At 70.2% G+C, this 17,479-nt stretch carries 18 protein-coding genes; 11 read left to right on the forward strand and 7 right to left on the reverse strand.

Annotation, left to right across the window (positions count from 1 at the left end; genetic code table 11):
* Nucleotides 1-86: 86 nt before the first annotated feature.
* The 3 genes from ACFWW8_RS26170 to ACFWW8_RS26180 are packed head-to-tail and all read right to left on the reverse strand — an operon-like array spanning nt 87 to nt 3,836.
* The gene (locus ACFWW8_RS26170) at nt 87-425 is read right to left on the reverse strand and encodes a hypothetical protein (protein WP_386531832.1); all 339 of its coding nucleotides are present in this window, start codon (nt 423-425) and stop codon (nt 87-89) included.
* The gene (locus tag ACFWW8_RS26175; protein ID WP_386531834.1) at nt 415-906 is read right to left on the reverse strand and encodes a nucleotidyltransferase domain-containing protein; all 492 of its coding nucleotides are present in this window, start codon (nt 904-906) and stop codon (nt 415-417) included. The genes ACFWW8_RS26170 and ACFWW8_RS26175 overlap by 11 nt, the downstream gene beginning before the upstream one ends.
* On the reverse strand, nt 885-3,836 hold the full coding sequence (locus ACFWW8_RS26180) for an RHS repeat domain-containing protein (protein ID WP_386531835.1): 2,952 nt from the start codon (nt 3,834-3,836) through the stop codon (nt 885-887). The genes ACFWW8_RS26175 and ACFWW8_RS26180 overlap by 22 nt, the downstream gene beginning before the upstream one ends.
* A 394-nt stretch (nt 3,837-4,230) precedes the next feature.
* On the opposite strand from ACFWW8_RS26180, the gene ACFWW8_RS26185 reads away from it, so the two are divergent.
* The 7 genes from ACFWW8_RS26185 (at nt 4,231) to ACFWW8_RS26215 (ending at nt 7,935) form a co-directional block, all read left to right on the forward strand.
* Nucleotides 4,231-4,893: a hypothetical protein gene (locus ACFWW8_RS26185; RefSeq protein WP_386531837.1), complete on the forward strand. Its 663-nt coding sequence runs from the start codon at nt 4,231-4,233 to the stop codon at nt 4,891-4,893.
* A complete protein-coding gene (locus ACFWW8_RS26190) occupies nt 4,815-5,072 on the forward strand; it encodes a hypothetical protein (RefSeq protein ID WP_386531838.1) in 258 nt (85 codons plus the stop codon). The genes ACFWW8_RS26185 and ACFWW8_RS26190 overlap by 79 nt, the downstream gene beginning before the upstream one ends.
* Nucleotides 5,073-5,107: 35 nt before the next feature.
* A complete protein-coding gene (locus ACFWW8_RS26195) occupies nt 5,108-5,980 on the forward strand; it encodes a hypothetical protein (RefSeq protein WP_386531840.1) in 873 nt (290 codons plus the stop codon).
* Between the two features lie 110 nt (nt 5,981-6,090).
* Entirely contained in the window at nt 6,091-6,990 is a 900-nt protein-coding gene (locus ACFWW8_RS26200) for a hypothetical protein (RefSeq protein ID WP_386531842.1), read from the forward strand.
* Between the two features lie 31 nt (nt 6,991-7,021).
* Nucleotides 7,022-7,246: a hypothetical protein gene (locus tag ACFWW8_RS26205; protein WP_386531844.1), complete on the forward strand. Its 225-nt coding sequence runs from the start codon at nt 7,022-7,024 to the stop codon at nt 7,244-7,246.
* Between the two features lie 15 nt (nt 7,247-7,261).
* A complete protein-coding gene (locus tag ACFWW8_RS26210; RefSeq protein ID WP_386531846.1) occupies nt 7,262-7,636 on the forward strand; it encodes a hypothetical protein in 375 nt (124 codons plus the stop codon).
* Entirely contained in the window at nt 7,633-7,935 is a 303-nt protein-coding gene (locus ACFWW8_RS26215; protein ID WP_386531847.1) for a hypothetical protein, read from the forward strand. The genes ACFWW8_RS26210 and ACFWW8_RS26215 overlap by 4 nt, the downstream gene beginning before the upstream one ends.
* Before the next feature lie 88 nt (nt 7,936-8,023).
* On the opposite strand, the gene ACFWW8_RS26220 is transcribed toward ACFWW8_RS26215, so the two are convergent.
* Nucleotides 8,024-8,182 (reverse strand): hypothetical protein, encoded by a 159-nt coding sequence (locus ACFWW8_RS26220; RefSeq protein ID WP_386531849.1) that lies wholly within the window; start codon nt 8,180-8,182, stop codon nt 8,024-8,026.
* A 239-nt stretch (nt 8,183-8,421) separates the two neighbouring features.
* On the opposite strand from ACFWW8_RS26220, the gene ACFWW8_RS26225 reads away from it, so the two are divergent.
* The 4 genes from ACFWW8_RS26225 to ACFWW8_RS26240 all read left to right on the forward strand — a co-directional run bounded on the left by ACFWW8_RS26225 (nt 8,422) and on the right by ACFWW8_RS26240 (nt 13,635).
* Nucleotides 8,422-9,168, forward strand: a complete 747-nt coding sequence (locus ACFWW8_RS26225; protein WP_386531851.1) for an ABC transporter ATP-binding protein — start codon at nt 8,422-8,424, stop codon at nt 9,166-9,168.
* Entirely contained in the window at nt 9,165-11,690 is a 2,526-nt protein-coding gene (locus ACFWW8_RS26230) for an FtsX-like permease family protein (RefSeq protein ID WP_386531853.1), read from the forward strand. Before ACFWW8_RS26225 ends, ACFWW8_RS26230 begins: the two co-directional genes overlap by 4 nt.
* A 71-nt stretch (nt 11,691-11,761) precedes the next feature.
* Nucleotides 11,762-13,000 (forward strand): sensor histidine kinase, encoded by a 1,239-nt coding sequence (locus tag ACFWW8_RS26235; RefSeq protein ID WP_386531855.1) that lies wholly within the window; start codon nt 11,762-11,764, stop codon nt 12,998-13,000.
* Complete coding sequence (locus ACFWW8_RS26240) at nt 12,988-13,635, forward strand: response regulator (RefSeq protein ID WP_386531856.1); 648 nt, start codon at nt 12,988-12,990, stop codon at nt 13,633-13,635. Before ACFWW8_RS26235 ends, ACFWW8_RS26240 begins: the two co-directional genes overlap by 13 nt.
* A gap of 72 nt (nt 13,636-13,707) precedes the next feature.
* Here ACFWW8_RS26240 and ACFWW8_RS26245 read toward each other — a convergent pair whose 3' ends face one another.
* The 3 genes from ACFWW8_RS26245 to ACFWW8_RS26255 are packed head-to-tail and all read right to left on the reverse strand — an operon-like array spanning nt 13,708 to nt 17,020.
* A complete protein-coding gene (locus ACFWW8_RS26245; RefSeq protein WP_386531858.1) occupies nt 13,708-14,835 on the reverse strand; it encodes a hypothetical protein in 1,128 nt (375 codons plus the stop codon).
* Complete coding sequence (locus ACFWW8_RS26250) at nt 14,835-15,917, reverse strand: TniB family NTP-binding protein (protein ID WP_386531860.1); 1,083 nt, start codon at nt 15,915-15,917, stop codon at nt 14,835-14,837. Before ACFWW8_RS26250 ends, ACFWW8_RS26245 begins: the two co-directional genes overlap by 1 nt.
* Nucleotides 15,914-17,020, reverse strand: a complete 1,107-nt coding sequence (locus ACFWW8_RS26255; RefSeq protein WP_386531862.1) for a Mu transposase C-terminal domain-containing protein — start codon at nt 17,018-17,020, stop codon at nt 15,914-15,916. The genes ACFWW8_RS26250 and ACFWW8_RS26255 overlap by 4 nt, the downstream gene beginning before the upstream one ends.
* Nucleotides 17,021-17,479: the final 459 nt, after the last annotated feature.

Raw genomic sequence — 17,479 nt, forward strand, 5'->3', positions numbered from 1 at the left:
GCCGGCTCTCGTCTCACCGCGGCGCTCATGCCCTGACAGCCGTAACGGCCCACCTGATACCCCGGTGGGCGGTTACGGACAGCTGATTACCTGATCGCGAGGTCCTCGGGAGGGTCCGGGAGCTCATCCTCGAAATCGCAGACGGCCACCGCGCGGATACTTCGGCTCCACATGCCCTGCAGGACATCCCTCACGGCCGAGACGATCTCCCGAGCAGAGGCACCCGGGACGGCCTCGCATTCGAGCACCGTCGGCCACTGGAGGAATTCCGCAGCGGCGGGAGGCCCGTCCTCGTAATCGTTGTGGGCGGCGACCACCGAAAGCGCGGGACCCCTCGCGGGAGCGAGTTCCGAAGCCGACGGCACGAACGGATACTTCACGTAGATGGTGCTGTATTCGTACGCGCTGGTGTCTTCACTTGACATTGATGAACGGTCCATTGTCGAATTCGCCTCCTATCTTGATGATGGAGACGTCGACGTGATCCACGTTGTCTCCGAGGATTTTGGAGATCTGCTCGCTGATGGGGCTCAGCTTCGGCCGCGCGTCACCGGCCGTGATCTTACCCGTCTTCATCGCATGGTCCCGGGTGGCTTCGTTTTGGGAACCGGGATTCGGGTTCTTCCAGCGCGCCGCGATCAGCCGGTCGAACGTTTCGGGCGTCACCCGTACCGCGAAGTCGATGTCTGATCCGCCGGTGATGTTCCCTGTCACCCGGCTCCCCTGGACGACGACGTTCCCTTCCGTCTTCAGCTGCGACTTGAAGACGGAACCGACCTCCGAGAACTGCGACTTGGTCAGCCCCTCGGGCAGACGCACCAGCTGGTTCCACCGGGTGCCCGGGCGAAGGGCGAACATGCCCAGTGAGCCGCCGGTCATATCCGTCATGATGCCGAACTTGTACATCTCGCTACGAGCGTTGGACACCCATGCGGCGTCGCCCTCCGGGCGCGGCAGATCGGGAATGTCTTGTGACGACTGGCCCGGCGCTTCGTAGGAAGCGCAGCTGCTGGCCGCGGCCCAGACGCACACGCCATTGGGAGCCTCGTACTGGTATTTGCGAGGCTTGGGGGGGGGACCTCGGCAAGAACGACGGTGGTCTTCGACTTGAGCGTCTTATACACCGGGTACTTGGATTCCCAGGTCTCGCCCGAGATGAAGTTCGGCGACACATGGGATTCGATGAAGTCGATCTGCTCCCCGCACCCGTTCGAGCAGTCCATCCTGATCATGGAGGCGCGCCCCGTCGGGTCCGAGGACGATGTCGGGTTGTTCTCCGCGTAGCTGTATCCGCTCAGAGACTGAGACTTATCGAATTCGAGAAGCGGGTCCACAGATATGAAGCGGCCGAGGAGGGGGTCGTACTCACGGGCACCGAGGTGGGTGAGCTTGCTGTCGGCGTCCTTCGTGCCGCCGACGAATCCCTTGTTGCCCGTCCAGCCCGACGAGGACGTGCCTCGCACGCCGCCGAATATCGTGCTCTTTCGGCGGGTCACGGTCTGAGCGGCATCGGCGGTGATCTGGGTGGTTCCGGTGCCGTGGTGGTCGTTGAAGTGGAAGACCAGCTTCGACTGGGTCCGGATCGCCACGGTGGTGGTGCCGGGACCGTAGTAGCGCGTACCCACCACGTTCCCCGTCTTGTCCAGCCGCAGCTCGTTGCCCGCCGGCAGGTAGAGCGTGGTGCCCGTGGAATCGCGGCTCACCAGGCGCTGGCCCGCCGGGTCGTACAGGTACTGGGAGGTGTTCGCCCCCTCCTTCACCGACTTCAGCCGTCCCTCCTCGTCCCAGGACAGGTCCTGGGCGATGGAACCGATGGTGCGACTGCGGGTGTTGCCGACCTGGTCGTAGGTGAAGGACTCGTCGTGCGCGTCCGTGCCGGTCTGTTTGACCCCCGGCAGCTGGTGCGTCCCCGTCTTCGGGGCCTGATATGTGCGGACGGTGTCCATCGCGGGCCCGGAGGCCGTCTTGTGCCGGGTCTCCGCCTTGCGGTTGCCGACGGCATCGTAGGTGTAGCTGGTCCAGTACGCGTCGGGTCCGCCGACTACGGCGGCCGAGGGAGCGGCGCTGCACTGCGGTGCGGTGCTGGTCCACGCCTCGGTGACGCGCCTGAGCGGATCGAGGCGGAAACACTGGGTGTCAGTGGTCCGGCTCGCGTCCTGCCCGGAGGAGGTCGAGATGGCCGTCACGTTGCCGGCCGGGTCCTGCGTGTAATGCGTGTCCTCGACGCGCTGCGGGGCCTTCTCCCTGTCGAGGTACGTGTCCGTCAGCGCCCCGGTGTGTTCGTCGTAGGCGTTGGAGACGCTCACCTTCTGCCCGAAGTCGCCGTAGGACTCGATGAGGCTCCGGCCGTAGTGGTCGTACGTGACGTCGGAGATGATGGGATCGGTGCCGGCGCCCATGAAGGCCGTGAGCCCGCTGCCGTGGGTGTAGCCCGTCGTGACGGTCTCCTGCGGCAGCCCGCCGATGGCGGGGTGCTTCGTCCACAGCGGTTGCCCGGTGTTCGCGTTGTACGAGGTGGTCCACTTGTATGTGTTGGCCAGTGCACCCTCGGAGTCGGGGATCGTGACCTGGGTGTTCACGGGCTGGTAGAGCCCGTTATAGGTGGTTATGGCCGTCTCGTAGGCCTTGCCGCCCACGTAGCGCGTGGACTTGGAGAGCTGGCCCTTGGCGACCGTGTCGTAGAGCCATGCCGACAGCGTCGTGCCGTCCTTCTTCAGGGCGGTGCGCCGGCCCAGCTCGTCGTATTCGGTGCGGAGCGTGATGCCACGCGCGTCCGTGGTGTCGACGGGACGGTCCGCCACGTCGTACGTGGTGGTCGACGCCCCCTTGTCGGGATCCTCGACCCGGGTCTTGCGCCCCCGGACGTCGTAGCCGTAGGTCCACTTGGCCCCGGACGGGTCCGTGACATTGTCCAGTCGGCCCAGCCGGTCGAAACCGAAGAGGGTCGTCTCCCCGGCCGTCAGATCCTTCTTCGTGTACTCGGTCCGCGCGGTCGTCCGGCCCAGAGCGTCCACCACGGTGCTCACCGCGGTCCCGCCCGTCGGGGGGACGACGGTCGTGGTGTCACCGCTGTAGCTCGTCGACGTGCGCTTGGTCTCGTCGCCGAACTTCCTGGAGATGACCGCGGTGACGCGGCCCGCGCCGTCGTACTCGGTGTCGATGGAGGCCGGGTACTTGAGCTCCTGGCCCTTGACCAGTACCGGCTCCGCCGCTCCCTGCGTGTAGTAGCTGTTGGACGAACGCCACTGGAACCCGCGCGTGTCAAAGAAGTTCTCCGAGACGAGCCGGCCCGAGAGGTCGGGCGACGTCTCCTGGGTCTGGCGCTGGCGCAGCAGGCCGTCGTAGAAGGTGTAGCTCGTCCGGTACTCCGACTCGTGGTTGAAGGTCTTGGTGGTGATGACGTTCGGACCGTCGTTGCGGATCAGGTAGTCGAACGCGAAGTTCGGGCTGTCCGGGTAGGTGACGGCCGAACGCGTCGGCAGCCACACCTTGGTCACGCGGCCGAGCGGGTCGTAGGCCGTGGCGGTCACCTTGCCGTTGGCGTCGGTGGTCTGCACCGGCTGCGCGCGGAGGGGTTCCAGCGCCGTGGTCACCGTATGCCCGAGCGAGTTGGTCAGCACCGTCTTCGTGGGCACCTCACCTGACGCGGGGGTGAACACGGTCTGAGTGACCTTGCCCAGGGCGTCGGCTCCGGCGCTCGGCCGGCCGTACGCGTCGTAGCACAGCTCGTTCTTGGCCGGTCCGCACGTGCTGGGGACCGTGTTGACCGGGCTGTAGCCGACGCCGTCGCCGTTGATCTTTTTAGGCAGGGCGCTCCCGGAGTGCCTCCGTCTCAAGGCCGAGCTGGACGAGCTGGGGCGCCGGGTGTAGATGGGCGATCTTGGGTAGTGGCTGTGAGCCCGGATGTCCCTGAACCTGCGCCGCTTCGACCGCGACGTACGTGAAGGCCCTCGAGGAGATGTCGGGCGCCCCGATCTCCGCGATCGGCGTCGGCCCTGGCCGTACCGAGACGATCGAGATCAACTCGTTCCTGTAGGCCACCGGTCGAACCGCACGTGAGGGGCGGGGCTCCGCGAGGAGCCCCGCCCCTCACGCATGCCCGGATGCGGCGGGGCAAGGCATATACCGGTTGAACCGGTCCCGGGGCGGCAGGGTAGAAAGGGATCACGCATGCCCGGCCGTTTCCGGCCAGGCGCTCGCTCCCTGGGGGGAACCACACCATGCGCACCCATGCGCTCCGCAGAACGGTCGTCGCCCCTGCTCGCCGCCTCCGCCCTGACCGCCCTGGTCCCGGCGACGGCGTCGGCCTCCGACCCCACCGAATGCGACAACTTCACCGCCGGCAACAGCACGTTCCTCGCCCCCGGCCAGCGCCTCGCCCCGGGCACCCGCGTGGTCCCCACGCCGCTCAAGCCCGAGTTCGTCATGCAGGAGGACGGCAACCTCGTCATCTACGCGGTCGGCCTCCCCGGTGGGCCCGACCTCGCGCTGTGGAGCACCGGCACGTACGGCAACCCGGGCGCGTACGCCCTGATGCAGGAGGACGGCAACTTCGTCGTCTACAAGAAGGACGGCGGCCCCGACAAGGGCGGCGCCCTCTGGAACAGCGGCACCTACGGTGACCGGACCGACACGAGCGTCCGCGCCTGGTTCTCCGACTCCGGCGAGCTGTGGGTGACCGGCCGCGGCACCGGCAACAACCGCATCTCGTGGGACAGCGGCACCAAGAAGCGGCACGCGAAGCTGTGCGCGAACCCGCCGAGCGGTCAGCAGCCGCACTGGGACCAGGGCGGCTGGGCCGAGTCCGCCTCCGTGTGGCTGGTGCTCCAGAACGACAACAACCTCGTCATGTACCGCAAGCGCGACGGCAAGGCCATCACCGCGGCGACCTGACGATCGCCAACGCCAGCCCCAACAACGACGGCGCGGTCCGCTGGCGCACCTACACGGGCGGGAACCCGGACGCCTGGGCCCTGCTCCAGGACGACGGCAACTTCGTCGTCTACAAGAAGACCGGCGGCCCCGGCAAGGGCGGCGCCCTCTGGAACAGCGGCACCTACAACAAGATCTGACCGACATGACGCACCACCATGGGGGGAACCACCACATGCGCATCCACGCACTCCGCAGAGCACTCGTGCCCGTACTCGCCGCCTGCGCCGCCACCGCCCTGGCCCCGGCCACGGCGTCGGCCGTCGTACCCGGCCAGTGCCGGTCCAGCGAGGGCGGCTACACCTCGGACCTGCGGCCCGGCCAGCGCCTCGAGTCCGGCCAGAGCCTGGTCCCCACGCCCGGCAAGCCCGAGCTGGTCATGCAGTCCGACGGCAACCTCGTCGTGTACGCGACCACCTACCCCGGCGGGCCCAAGCTCCCCCTGTGGTACAGCGGCACCTACGGCAACCCCGGGGCCTACGCCCTGATGCAGGAGGACGGCAACTTCGTCATCTACAAGCAGGGCGGCGGCCCCCAGACGGGCGGCGGCGTCTGGCACACCGCGACCTACGGCGACCGGGCCAACTCCTACATCCGTGCCTCCATCAGGGACGACGGCGAGTTCAGCGTCAGCGGCCGCAGCGAGGACTGGTACTGGTCGACCCAGACCAGCGAGCAGCCCAACAAGGTGTGCTCGACCGACGCCTCCTGGATCCGGGGCAACTGGGCTCAGTCCGCGAACGCCTGGCTGGTGCTCCAGCACGACAACAACCTCGTCATGTACCGCAAGCGGGACGGCAAGGCCATCTGGAGCAGCGGCACCTGGGGCAACCGCAACGGCCTGAACCTGGAGATGGGCGACAACGGCGACCTGACCCTGCACGAGAACGGCCCGAACCAGACGGTCCGCTGGCGCACCGGCACCGGGGGTAACTCGGACGCCTACGGCCTGCTCCAGGACGACGGCAACTTCGTCGTCTACAAGAAGAGCGGCGGCCCCGGCAAGGGCGGCGCCCTCTGGAACAGCGGCACCTACAACAAGATGTGACCGACGGACGAGAACCGTCCTGGTGGGGGTACGGGCGGGACGACCCGTCCGTACCCCCCACCGCGCTCACCGGCCCCGCGTTCCGGGGCCGTTCAAGGGGGAACAGCACCATGCACAAACGCCTTACCGGCCGCGCAGCCCTGACCACTCTGCTCGCCGCAGCCGCCATGGCGGGGGCCGTGGCTCCGGCCGCGACCGCCGCCCCGGCCGCCGAGCCGGTCGCGTGCGACCTTCCGTACAACGACGCGCTCAGCGTCCGCTACCTGGACACCGGCAAGCGTCTGGAGTCCGGCCAGAGCCTGGTCAGCAGCCGCAAGACCACCGCCCTGGTGATGCAGGCCGACGGGAACCTGGTGCTCTACGTCCAGGACCCCTCGGGCACGGGCACCCGCCACCCGCTGTGGAACAGCGGTACGTACAGCAACCCGGGCGCGTACGCCCTGATGCAGGAAGACGGCAACTTCGTCGTCTACACGAAGGACGGCGGCCCCGACAAGGGCGGCGCCCTGTGGGCCACCAAGACCTGGGGGACCGCGCAGGCGAAGGCGCGTCTGGAGGCCGACGGCGAGTTCACCGTGTGGGGCAACGAAGGGGCCTGGGTGAAATGGTCCTCCATGACCCACGAGGAGTCCCCGATGCTGTGCGCGCCCGGCCCCGGGGCACCGTACCGGGACTGGCTTGAGGGCTCCTTCGCGCAGTCGGCCTCCGTCTCCCTCGTGCTCCAGGAGGACCGCAACCTCGTCATGTACCGCAAGCGGGACGGCGCGGCCATCTGGAACAGCGCGTCGTACGGCTCGGACAAGCCCGTGATCCTGCAGGTGGAAGCGGGCGGCGACGTGGGCCTGCGCCAGTACTACACGTACGCGTGGGCGTGGCACACCGGTACTGAGAACAACCGGGGCGCGTACGCCCTGCTCCAGGACGACGGCAACTTCGTCGTCTATGCGAAGGACGGCGGCCCCGGCAAGGGCGGCGCCCTCTGGAGCAGCGGCACCTACAACAAGATCTGACCGACGAAACGAATCACGGGGGGAACCGCTCATGCACGACCGCTTGCCCCGCAGTGCGTTCATATCCCTGCTCGCCGCCTCGGCCCTGACCGGCCTGGTCCCGGGCACGGCCGGTGCCGCGCCGGCCACCCGCCCCGGGATGGCCGAGTGCGACGAGCCCTACGACGCTCGCGAAACGGTCCTGAACATCGGCCAGCGGCTCGCCCCGGGCGAGAAGATGACCAGCCCGACGGAGAACACCGAGCTGGTCATGTAGGCCGACGGCAACCTGGTGCTCTACGCCCTGGGCAACCCCGGCGGCTACAAGCTCCCGCTGTGGAACAGCGGCACGTACGGCAACGCGGGCGCGTACGCCACCATGCAGGAGGACGGCAACTTCGTCATCTACAAGCAGGGCGGCGGCCCGCAGACGGGCGGGGCCATCTGGCAGACCGCGTCCTACGGTGACCACAACGACCTCAAGCCCGTGGCGAAGCTGGAGTCGAACGGCAACTTCAAGGTCATCGGCTGCAAGGACGACCGCTGGGGGACGCACTGGTCGCCCCTGAGGCGGGAGAAACCACGAAGCTGTGCGCGGAAGACACGGCGCACCAGTACCGCTACTGGTTCGACGGCGACTGGGCCCAGAGCGCCGCCGTGTGGATGATCATCCAGCCGGACAACAACGTCGTCATCTACCGCAAGAGCGACGGCAAGGCCATCTGGAACAGCGCGACGTACACCACGGATTACCACACGATCGATCTGCGCGTCGGCGTTGACGGCGACATGACCCTGCGCGACTGGTTCGACATGGACAAGGTGGCCTGGCGCACCGGTACCGCCGGCAACCCCGGTGCCTACGCCCTGCTCCAGGACGACGGCAACTTCGTCCTCTACAAGGCGGACGGCGGCCCCGGCAAGGGCGGCGCGCTCTGGCACAGCGGGACCTGGAACAAGATCTGAGCTCACGCGGAAGGGGCGGTGTGCCGTACGGCGCGCCGCCCCTTCCGCGTGAATGGTGCCATCGGGCCCGCACTTTCCAACGGCGAGCTCAAGCGGTCAGCGCATCACCGCTGTTCAGGAGGTCAGCGTAGACCTCTGCCGGAGTACGGTAGCCATGGATCTTGCGCGGGCGGTGGTTGAGCTCGTGGGCGATGGCGTCCAGGTCGGCCTGGTTGAACCTGCGGAGGTCCGCGCCCCTTACGGGCATGCACAGCGACTACCTGCGGGACGAAACTGGGGAGTGCAGGCGGTAAGGACGGCGTGTGAAATTCGATCTTGCGGTTCCCGTGTCGGTGCCTGACAACACGGGCGCGCGGACGTCAGCGGTCATCTGGTCATTTGTTCGCTGTCCGTAGCCGCCCTGCTTGCAAGGTAGGGCTATCCCTACCTTGAGGTTACGAGTGGGCCATGTGGGCGTGCGGCTGCGTTTTCGCGAGGCTTGAAAGCATGTACCTCGCGAGTGATCCGGTGGCCGCTGCGGTCGAGCTGGAAGACGTGTCGAAGACCTACCCCGGCGATGGCGGGACGCCCGCGCTGCGGGGGGTGAGCGCACGGTTGGCGGCGGGCACGTTCTCGGCGGTGATGGGTCCTTCCGGGTCCGGGAAATCCACGCTGCTGAACTGCGCGGCTGGTCTGGAACGGCCCAGTGCCGGGCGTGTCCGGCTGGCCGGGGAGGACATCGGTGCGCTGCGGGAGCCGGCCCTGACGCGGGCGCGCCGTCGCCAGGCGGGTTTCGTGTTCCAGTCGTTCAACCTGGTTCCGGCGTTGTCGGTGTGGCAGAACGTGCTGCTGCCGCAGCGGCTGGCCGGGGTGCGGCCGGACCGGCGCTGGGCGGATGAAGTGCTGGCACGCGTGGGGTTGTCCGGGCGCAAGAGTGCTCGCCCGGATCAGCTCTCGGGCGGCCAGCAGCAGCGGGTTGCGGTCGCGCGGGCGCTGGCCGGACGCCCGCAGGTGCTGTTCGCCGATGAACCGACCGGAGCGCTGGATCTGGCTGCCGGGCATGAGGTATTGGCGCTGCTGCGGGAGGCGGTGGACGAGCTGGGGCAGACGGTGGTGATGGTCACGCATGACCCGGCTGCCGCTGCCTGGGCGGACCAGGTCCTGTTCCTTGCCGACGGTCAGGTCCACTCCTCCATGAGCGACGTTTCGGCCGCGCAGGTGGCCGCGGTGATGACGGAGCTGAGTGCCCGATGATCCGTCTCGCTCTTGCCACCGTGCGCCACCGCTGGTGGTCATTCGCCGGGACCTTTCTCGGCACAGCCCTGGCGGTGGCGCTGGTCGCCGCCTGCGGCACGCTGCTGTTCTCCGCTCTGTCCTCCCCGGCCGGAGCCGACAGGTACACCGCCGCTGACGCCGTGGTCAGCGCCGCGCGTCAGGTGTCCGTGCAAGACGGGGACGACACCGAGACCCGCCCGCTGTCCGGTGCGCCCGCGCTCCCCGATGGCCTGGCCGGCCGCCTGGCCACCGTGCCCGGAGTCACGCAGGTCACCGAGGACACGTCGTTCTACGCCCAGCCGCTCACACCCCGCGGAAAACCGGTCGGTGGCGGCTCGGACGCGACCGCGCCGGTGATGGGCCATGCCTGGTCCTCCGCCTCCCTGACCCCCTTCCGGCTTCTTGCCGGGCGCGTACCCCAGGACGGCGAGGTGGTGCTCGACGCGGGCCTGGCCCGGCATGCCGATGTGCATGTGGGGGGCCGCGTGCACATGGCCCTGCCGCACAAGGTCGCCTCGTTCCGACTCGCCGGCACCGTCGCCGCCCCCGGAGGGCCGCAGCTTTCCTCGCAAGGCGCGGTGTTCTTCTCCGCCTCGGACGCGGAACGGCTGTCCCAGCCGGGCGATGCGACCGCGCTCGCCCTGCGCTTTGCTCCGGACGCCGACAGCCGCACAGTGCTGGACAAGGTGCGGTCGGCGGCCGGGCCGGACGTGCGAGTGCTCACCGGAGACGAACGGGTACAGGCCGACGCACCGGCTGTGCTGGTCAGCTACACCGGGGCGGTCGGGGTGTTCGGCTCGATGGCCGGCATCACCGTGTTCGCGGCCCTGTTCGTCATCGCCGGGACCATAGCTTTCGCCGCCCGGCAGCGACTGCGCGAGCTGGCGCTGCTGCGCACGCTCGGTGCCACGCCGCGCCAGGTGCGCCGGCTGATGGGCCTGGAGGCATGGGCGGTGGGCGTGGCCGCCGCCGTGGTGGGGACTCCGCTCGGGTCGTGGCTGGCGGGCTGGATGGGTGAGCGGTTCGTGGCCACCGGCGCGGTTCCCGCATCTCTTGACGTGCATGGCAGCGCAATGCCGCTGCTGATCGCGGCCGGTTGCGGGGTGGGGGTGGCGCGGCTGGCGGCGTACTTCGCCGGTCGGCGGGTGGCGCGGATCGCTCCGACTGAGGCGATGCGGGAGGCGGCTGCGGCTCCGGCCAGCGGCGGCATCTGGCGCGTGGTGACCGGTGCGGTACTGGTCGCCGGTGCGGTGGCCGTGCTGGTGTTCACGCCGATGCGCGGCGGGATCGGTGTGGGCATGGGCTTCATCGGCTGCGCGCTGCTGGTCTGTGCCGCCGCCGCCCTGGGACCATGGCTGGTCCGTGCGGTGGGTGCGGCGCTGGGCGGTGTCCTGCCAGGGGCGACCGGCCGTCTGGCCGCGGCCAACACCCGGCGCTTCCCGCTGCGAGTCGCGGGGGCGGCGATGCCGCTGGCGCTGCTGTTCGCTCTCAACGCCACCATGCTGCTCAACTCCACTCTGCTCAGCAACATCACCGACCAGGCCGCCCACGCCCGGGTCGCCTCCGCCCGCCAGAGCTTGACCGCGGCCGGCGGCCCCGGCCTGCCGCTGGGCGCCTACGAAGAGGCGGCCAGGATGCCGGGGGTACGGGATGTGGATGCGACCGTGCCGAGCGAGGTCATGGTCCGCAAGGGCGGCAAGCCGCAGCATTACCCCGCCCAGGGCCTATACCGCACCGGCGGCGGTGTGCTGGATCTGAAGGTCACCAGCGGTTCCCTGGACGGGCTCGCCGAGGGGGTGGCGGTCAGTACGGACCTGGCCGGCAGCCAGCACTGGCGGGTGGGCGACACGGTCGGGCTGTGGTTGCCGGACGGCACCCACCTCTCGCGGCCGGTGGTGGCCCTGTACGGCCGGTCCGCCGGGTTCGGCGACATGCTGCTGCCCGGCTCACTCGCCGCCGCGCACACCCCCCGGCCCCTTGTGTCGGCCGTGCACCTCGGCCAGAACCCTAGTCCGGCGGCCGTGAAGGAGTTGCGGGCGCAGTTTCCGCAGCTGTCCGCGCGCGGTGACGAGGCAGCAACCAGTCGGCAGGACGCCGAAACCGCCTCCCAGCAGGCAGCGCTGCGCCTGCTGACCGGTATCTCCCTCATCTTCACCGCCGTCGCCGTCCTCAACACCTTCGCCATGGCCGCCCTCGGCCGCCGCGGCGAGTACGCCGCTCTGCGACTGCTGGGCGCCACCGCCCGCCAGGTACGGGCGATGGCCGCACGCGAAGCGGTACTCACAACCACCGTCGGCCTCGTGATCGGTGCGGGGATCGCCGCAGTAGTCGTGGGAACGTTCAGCAGCTCCCAGGACGGCCACTGGCGCATCATCGTCGACCCCCTCTGGTACACCGGGCTCCTCGCCGGTACCGGCGCGCTCGGTCTGGCCGCCGCAGCCCTGCCCACCCGCCTGGTCCTGCGCACCGCGACGGCCCACGGCGGACGGAGCGCGCAGTGAAGCCAACACACCAGACGGCGGCCGACCCCCATGCCGCTCGGACGAAGCCAGGGGTTCGTAAAGTGCGGGACATGCTCCAGCGCACCGTCCGGTCTCTGCAATACCTGCTGCTGGGCCTGGCCGCAGGTAGCGGGGCCCTGGTGACCGTCGTGGCCGGGGCCACCGGCTGCGCGGTCCTGGTCGTCACTCACCTGGGCGCCCCCGCCTTCCTCGCCGCGACCACCGCGGTGCGCCGGCTCGCCGGACTCGAACGACGCCGCGCCGCCCTCATCCTGCCCGCCCCAATCCCCACTCCCTACCCGGGCGCCGAGCCCGCCACCGTCGCCGGACGTGCCCGGCAACGGGCCGCCCACCCCGCCACCTGGCGCGACACGGCCTGGATGACGATCCTCTTCCCGCTGACCCTGGTCTGTGCCGTCCTCGCCGTGGTCGTCCTCGCCGTGGACCTCGCGGCCCTCACCTCGCCGGCTTGGGCCTGGGCCCTCCCGCCGGAACGCCGCGGCGACCCAGGATTCATGACGCTCACGACTCCGGGAAGGCAGGCGGTTACGGCGCTGGCCGCGCTGATCCTGCTGCCCGCCGCTGCGTGGCTCGTACGCGCCCTGGCCGCCGGCCAGGCCCGCCTGGCGGCCGGACTGCTCAAGCCCGGCCGCACCCAGCGACTGAGCGAACGCACCGACCACCTGGCCCGCACCCGCAGCCGCGCCATCGACGCCCAGGCCGCCGAACTGCGCCGCATCGAACGCGACCTCCACGACGGCGCCCAGGCCCGCATCGTCGCCCTCGGCATGACCCTGGCCCTGGCCGAACGGCGCCTCAAAGCCCTAGGACCCGCCGCCGACCAGGCCCGCACCGACCTCGCCGCAGCACGCGCCGACGTCAACACCGCCCTGGACGAACTACGCCACCTCGTACGAGGCATCCACCCCCCGATCCTCACCGACCGCGGCCTGGACGGTGCCCTGACCGCCCTCTTCGCCGACCACCCCCTGCCCGTCACCGCCGACATCCGCCTGCCCCACCGCCTGGCACCCGCGCTGGAGGCCGCCGCCTACTTCCTGATCGCCGAAGCCCTCACCAACATCACCAAACACGCCCACGCCACCACCGTCACCGTCACCGTCGACACCCGCCCCGACGGCACGCTGGCCGTCACGGTCACCGACGACGGACAGGGCGGAGCCGACCCGGACGGCTCGGGCCTGACGGGACTGCGCCGCCGCATCGAAGCACTCGACGGCACCTTCACCCTCACCAGCCCCAGCGGAGGTCCCACCACCATGCACGCGGAGATCCCATGCGCCTTGTAATCGCCGAAGACCTGCTCCTGCTGCGCGAAGGGCTCATCCGCCTGCTCACCGCCACCGGCCACGAGGTCCTGGCCGCCGTCGCCTCCGGGCCCGACCTGATCACCGCCGTGGACACCCACCGGCCCGACCTCGCCCTGATCGACGTCCGCCTTCCGCCCGGCTTCCGTGACGAAGGACTGCGCGCCGCCATCGAGCTCCGCGCCCGCCACACCCCCACCCTGCCCGTGATCATTCTGTCGCAGTACGTCGAGCGCACCTACGCCGCCGAACTGCTGGCCGACGGCCACGGCGCCGTCGGCTACCTCCTCAAGGACCGCGTCACCGACATCGACGCCTTCCTCGACGCCCTCGACCGCGTCGCCACCGGTGGCACCGCCCTCGATCCCGAAGTCGTCGCCCAGATCTTCGCCCGCAACAGCCAGGACACCGGCCTCGCCCGCCTGACTCCCCGCGAACACGAAGTCCTCGCCCTCATGGCCCAGGGCCTGTCCAACTCCGCCATCGCCGAACGCCTCGTCCTCGCCCCCGTCTCCGTCGAAAAACACATCTCCAACATCCTCGCCAAACTCGACCTCCCCCTCACCAACGACACCCACCGACGCGTACAGGCCGTCCTCACCTACCTCAACGCCTGATCCACCTGCCCCCTCACCGCCGCCCCTGCGAGGGAAGCCACCGCCTCGACCTGCCTGACTTCTCTGCCCATCTCACCCAGCTACGCGGCGCATTTTCGCGACCTGTTCCTTCATCTGGTCGTCGGTGCGCGTGCTGTGCCAGACGGTGCCTTCCCACTTCACGTACTGCGGTTCGCCCTCACGCAGGAGGACCGGCTTGAGGTGGCCGTGGAAGAGAAGCGTGCGGCCCTGGTTCCGGCGGAGCCGGCTGAACCACAACGCGCTCTTCTCATGCCGGGCAAGACGGTTCGCGGCGACGCCGGGAGGGATGCCGCGGACGCGGCCGGGTGTGTAGGTCGTCAAGGGCCGGCTGGGCGGCCGCCAGGAGTCTGCGAGGGCCCAGTGCGCGACGGCGTCGTCGCCGCGGTCGGGCGGGAGGTAGGGGTAGGTGACGCGACCCGCGACCTCCGCGAAGAACCGGGCCTGCTCGGCTTCGGTGCCGCCGGCCAGTCGACGCCAGTAGGGCGAGGCGATCAGCGGTGCGAGGGCGACGGCTTCGGGATAGACCGCGGCGAACAGCCGCGAGGTGCTGAAGCCGACGTAGTCCTGCTTCTCCCGGTCGAAGGGGATCAGGACATCGAGGCGGTCGTCCCAGACGTTCCAGCGGCCGAAGGGCGACGGGCGCCCCTCCGGAGACCAGATGTGTGCGCAGAGCATGAGGCCGGTCAGCACCGCGTCGTAGGTGGCGGCCCAGCCGTAGCGCCGCAGCGCGAGCAGGTGGCGCCGCTGTGCATCGAGGATGCTCGGGAGCCGGGTGAGATCGACGGCGGGATGGTCGATGTCGGGTGGGCCGATCCAGGTACCGTGCCGCAGGCAGACGTAGGTGTGGTGGGGCAGGAGCCGCACCACCCGGCCGCCGGGGTGGCGGGCGTCGCAGAGGTGGCAGCCGGTCTGCGGCTGGTGGCGGAACATCTCCCAGTTCGGCGGCGGGTCGCGCAGTTCCGGCATGGCCCCGGACAGGGCGTGGACGCTGCGGCCGGTCAGCGCGGCGAGCCGTTCGGAGACGACGACGCGGCGGCCGGCTCCGGGATAGGCGGGCTGGGTGACCTGTAACCACAGGCCGTTGATGTCCAGGCCGTGCAGGGTGGCCAGGCGGCTGATGTAGGACGGGGGGATCTCGTGCCGGGCGGGCGGGACGGGGTCGGGGAGCGTGCGGAGCATCAGGCCGCGCGCCTCCGCCGCCCGGTCGCCTTGGCCTGAGCGGTGAGCCGTTCGGACTGCGCGGCGGCGAAGTCGATCGGGACGATCTCCAGCAGCTCCTCGGTGATGGCCTCGCTGCCGTCCTCGATGGCCAGCACGGCGGCGCCGCGGATGAGCTGCGACAGGCTGCCGATCATGCCGCCGGTGCGGTGGAAGAGGTAGTCGCTCATCGCACTGAGCGCGCCCGGCGCGTGCTGGTGGAGGCGGAGCATGGATTCCAGCGTGCCGATCAGGCCCCGCCAGGCGTCCTTGTCGCCGGTGGTGGCGTAGGAGAACGGGGCGGCGGGGATGACGACGAACCGTCCGGCGATCTGCCGGCCGCGCGTGCCGGCGAACAGGCCCTGGCTCTCGATGTCGATGCCCGCGTAGGCGAACGTGGCCGGCAGCCGCTCGGCGAAGTACTTCAGCTGATCGGATGCTTCCGCCCCGGAGCGGGAGCCGAGGTTGAGGTTGTGCAGCTCGTCCACCAGGACCAGGTCGACGTGGACGTGCGCGGCGGTGGCGCAGACGGCGTCGACGACGTCGGTGTGGGTGGCCCGGGCCGGGAAGGTCAGCCCGAAGAACCGGGCGAACTCCATCGCGAGCATTTTCGGGGTGGCCGCCGGCGGAACGGTGACATAGACGACCGGCAGCCGGGACCGGTCGTGCGGGTGGCGCTTGCGGGTGGCCAGCTCGTGCGCGCGGCCCAGCTGGGTGAGAGCGGTCGTCTTGCCCGTGCCGGAGGCGCCGGAGAGGATCACGCCGCGGCGGGCGGAGACCTGGTGGCGGTTGAGCTGGATCAGCAGCCGGGCGGTGGAGATCACCTTCCGGATCGTCGGGGTGTTCACCAGCGGCAGGTCCGCGTGATACTCCCGCCGCCGGTCCTCCGCCCGGGCCCGCTCCCGTCCGGTCAGCGCGGCCCGCTCGGCGGCGGGCAGCAGCTTGGGCGGGATGGTCTCGTGTTCGACGTAGCGGCGCCAGCCTTCCTTGGTCGTCAGCGGGGAGTCCGGCGGCGCCTGTTCGTCGGTGTCCGTCTGCGGCGGTGCGGTCGCGGGCGTGCTCATAGCCACCTTTCAGCTTCGGCGTGGGCGTCGAAGACCCCGAAGGGCACCACCTCCGAGGGCGCGGAGTCGGGCTCGGGGTCGGGCGTGTTCTCGATCTCGGGTGCCACTGCGGGTGCCGGGAGGGCTGCGGCGGTGCGGGTGCGGCCGATGACTCGCGCGGTGCGGATGTCCGGTCCGTTCTCGGCCCGGGTCAGCAGGGCGTCCAAGACGCGCGCGACGTCGGCCTCGTTCGCGTCGTCCAGACCCGCCGCGGCGGCCAGGCGCCGGGCGTGGTCCCAGGTGAAGTCCGCGAAGGGGGCATTCACCAGCGGCAGGTGGACCCAGGGCGTGGTGATCCAGCCGCCGGTGGTGCGGACGAAGACGCGGGCGAGGTCATAGGGGTCGTAGTGCACCTCCCAGAGGCCCTTCTTGGCCGTGTGGCCGGAGTGCTGGCGCCGCCACGGCCCCAGCTCGGGCGCGTCGTAGGTGCGGTGGCCGATGCGGATGCCGTAGTCGTTGATCGCCCGCCAGGCCACCGGCAGCAGCTCCAGGTAGTCCTGGCCGCGCAGCACCAGCGGCAGGTAGCCGGCCGCCGCGACCAGAGAGGCGTACTTGTCGTTCGGCGACATCGCCTTCCCCGGGCGGAACGGGTCGCGCAGGGCGTCGTGCGGTCGCATCTGCCACCCGGCCAGAAGCCATTCCTCCAGCAGGTCCTGGAGTTCGGGGATCGTCCAGACGGCGGCCTGCTCGACTCTCTCGCCGCGGCGGGTTACGTCCCGGCCGGTGTATCCGGCCAGGTGCTGGGCGAACAGGGTGTTGATCGCGGAGAACGTCGCCTCCACGATCGCCTTGTCCGTCGGCGTGCGCGGACGCGCCCGCTGGACGGAGATGCCGAGGCGTTCGCAGGCCCGCAGGAAGGTGTCGGAGATGAACACCTTCCCGCCGTCCATGACCACGGTGTCCGGCACGATCACTGGCTTCGCGGCGACCTGCTCCATCCGCGCGTCGATGCCGAGCATCTGCCGGTGCGGCAACCGCGAGGCCGCCATCCGCAGCGACGCGGACCAGCCCGGCCACATCGGCTCGGGGACCAGCATGCGCACCAGGAGGAGCGAGGCGTCCACCGCATGGTGCCCACTGGCCGCAGCGTCGCCGCGCAGATCGTGCGGGTGGCGACATCGACCGCGATCGTCAGATCCGCCCGCGCGGTCACCCCCGAGTCCAGGCCGACCGGCCCGGGGAACAGGTGCAGATCGACTCCACCCCCCTGGATGTGATGGTGAACTGGGCAACGGCACCACCCCCTCACCGTGCGCGGCCTCCACCGTTTTGATCACGCGGCGGATCAGCCGGGACCGCGTGCCGGTCGAGACGTTCGTCTCGCCGTCGAGCACTTCGCGGATCGCCGCCACCAGCCGGGCATCCGCCCGGCCCGTGGCTTCCCACTGCCGCGTCCTGCGCTGATCCACCAGCCCCCAAAGCCCCTGCTTGAGGTAGCGCGACCGCTTGCCCTCCACCGTCCTCAGGCTCACGGCCAGCTCGGCCGCCTTCGCCCGCATCCGCTCGGTCAGCGACCGCGTCGC

The sequence above is a fragment of the Streptomyces sp. NPDC058701 genome, from assembly GCF_042715295.1.
In the GTDB taxonomy this organism is placed as follows: domain Bacteria; phylum Actinomycetota; class Actinomycetes; order Streptomycetales; family Streptomycetaceae; genus Streptomyces.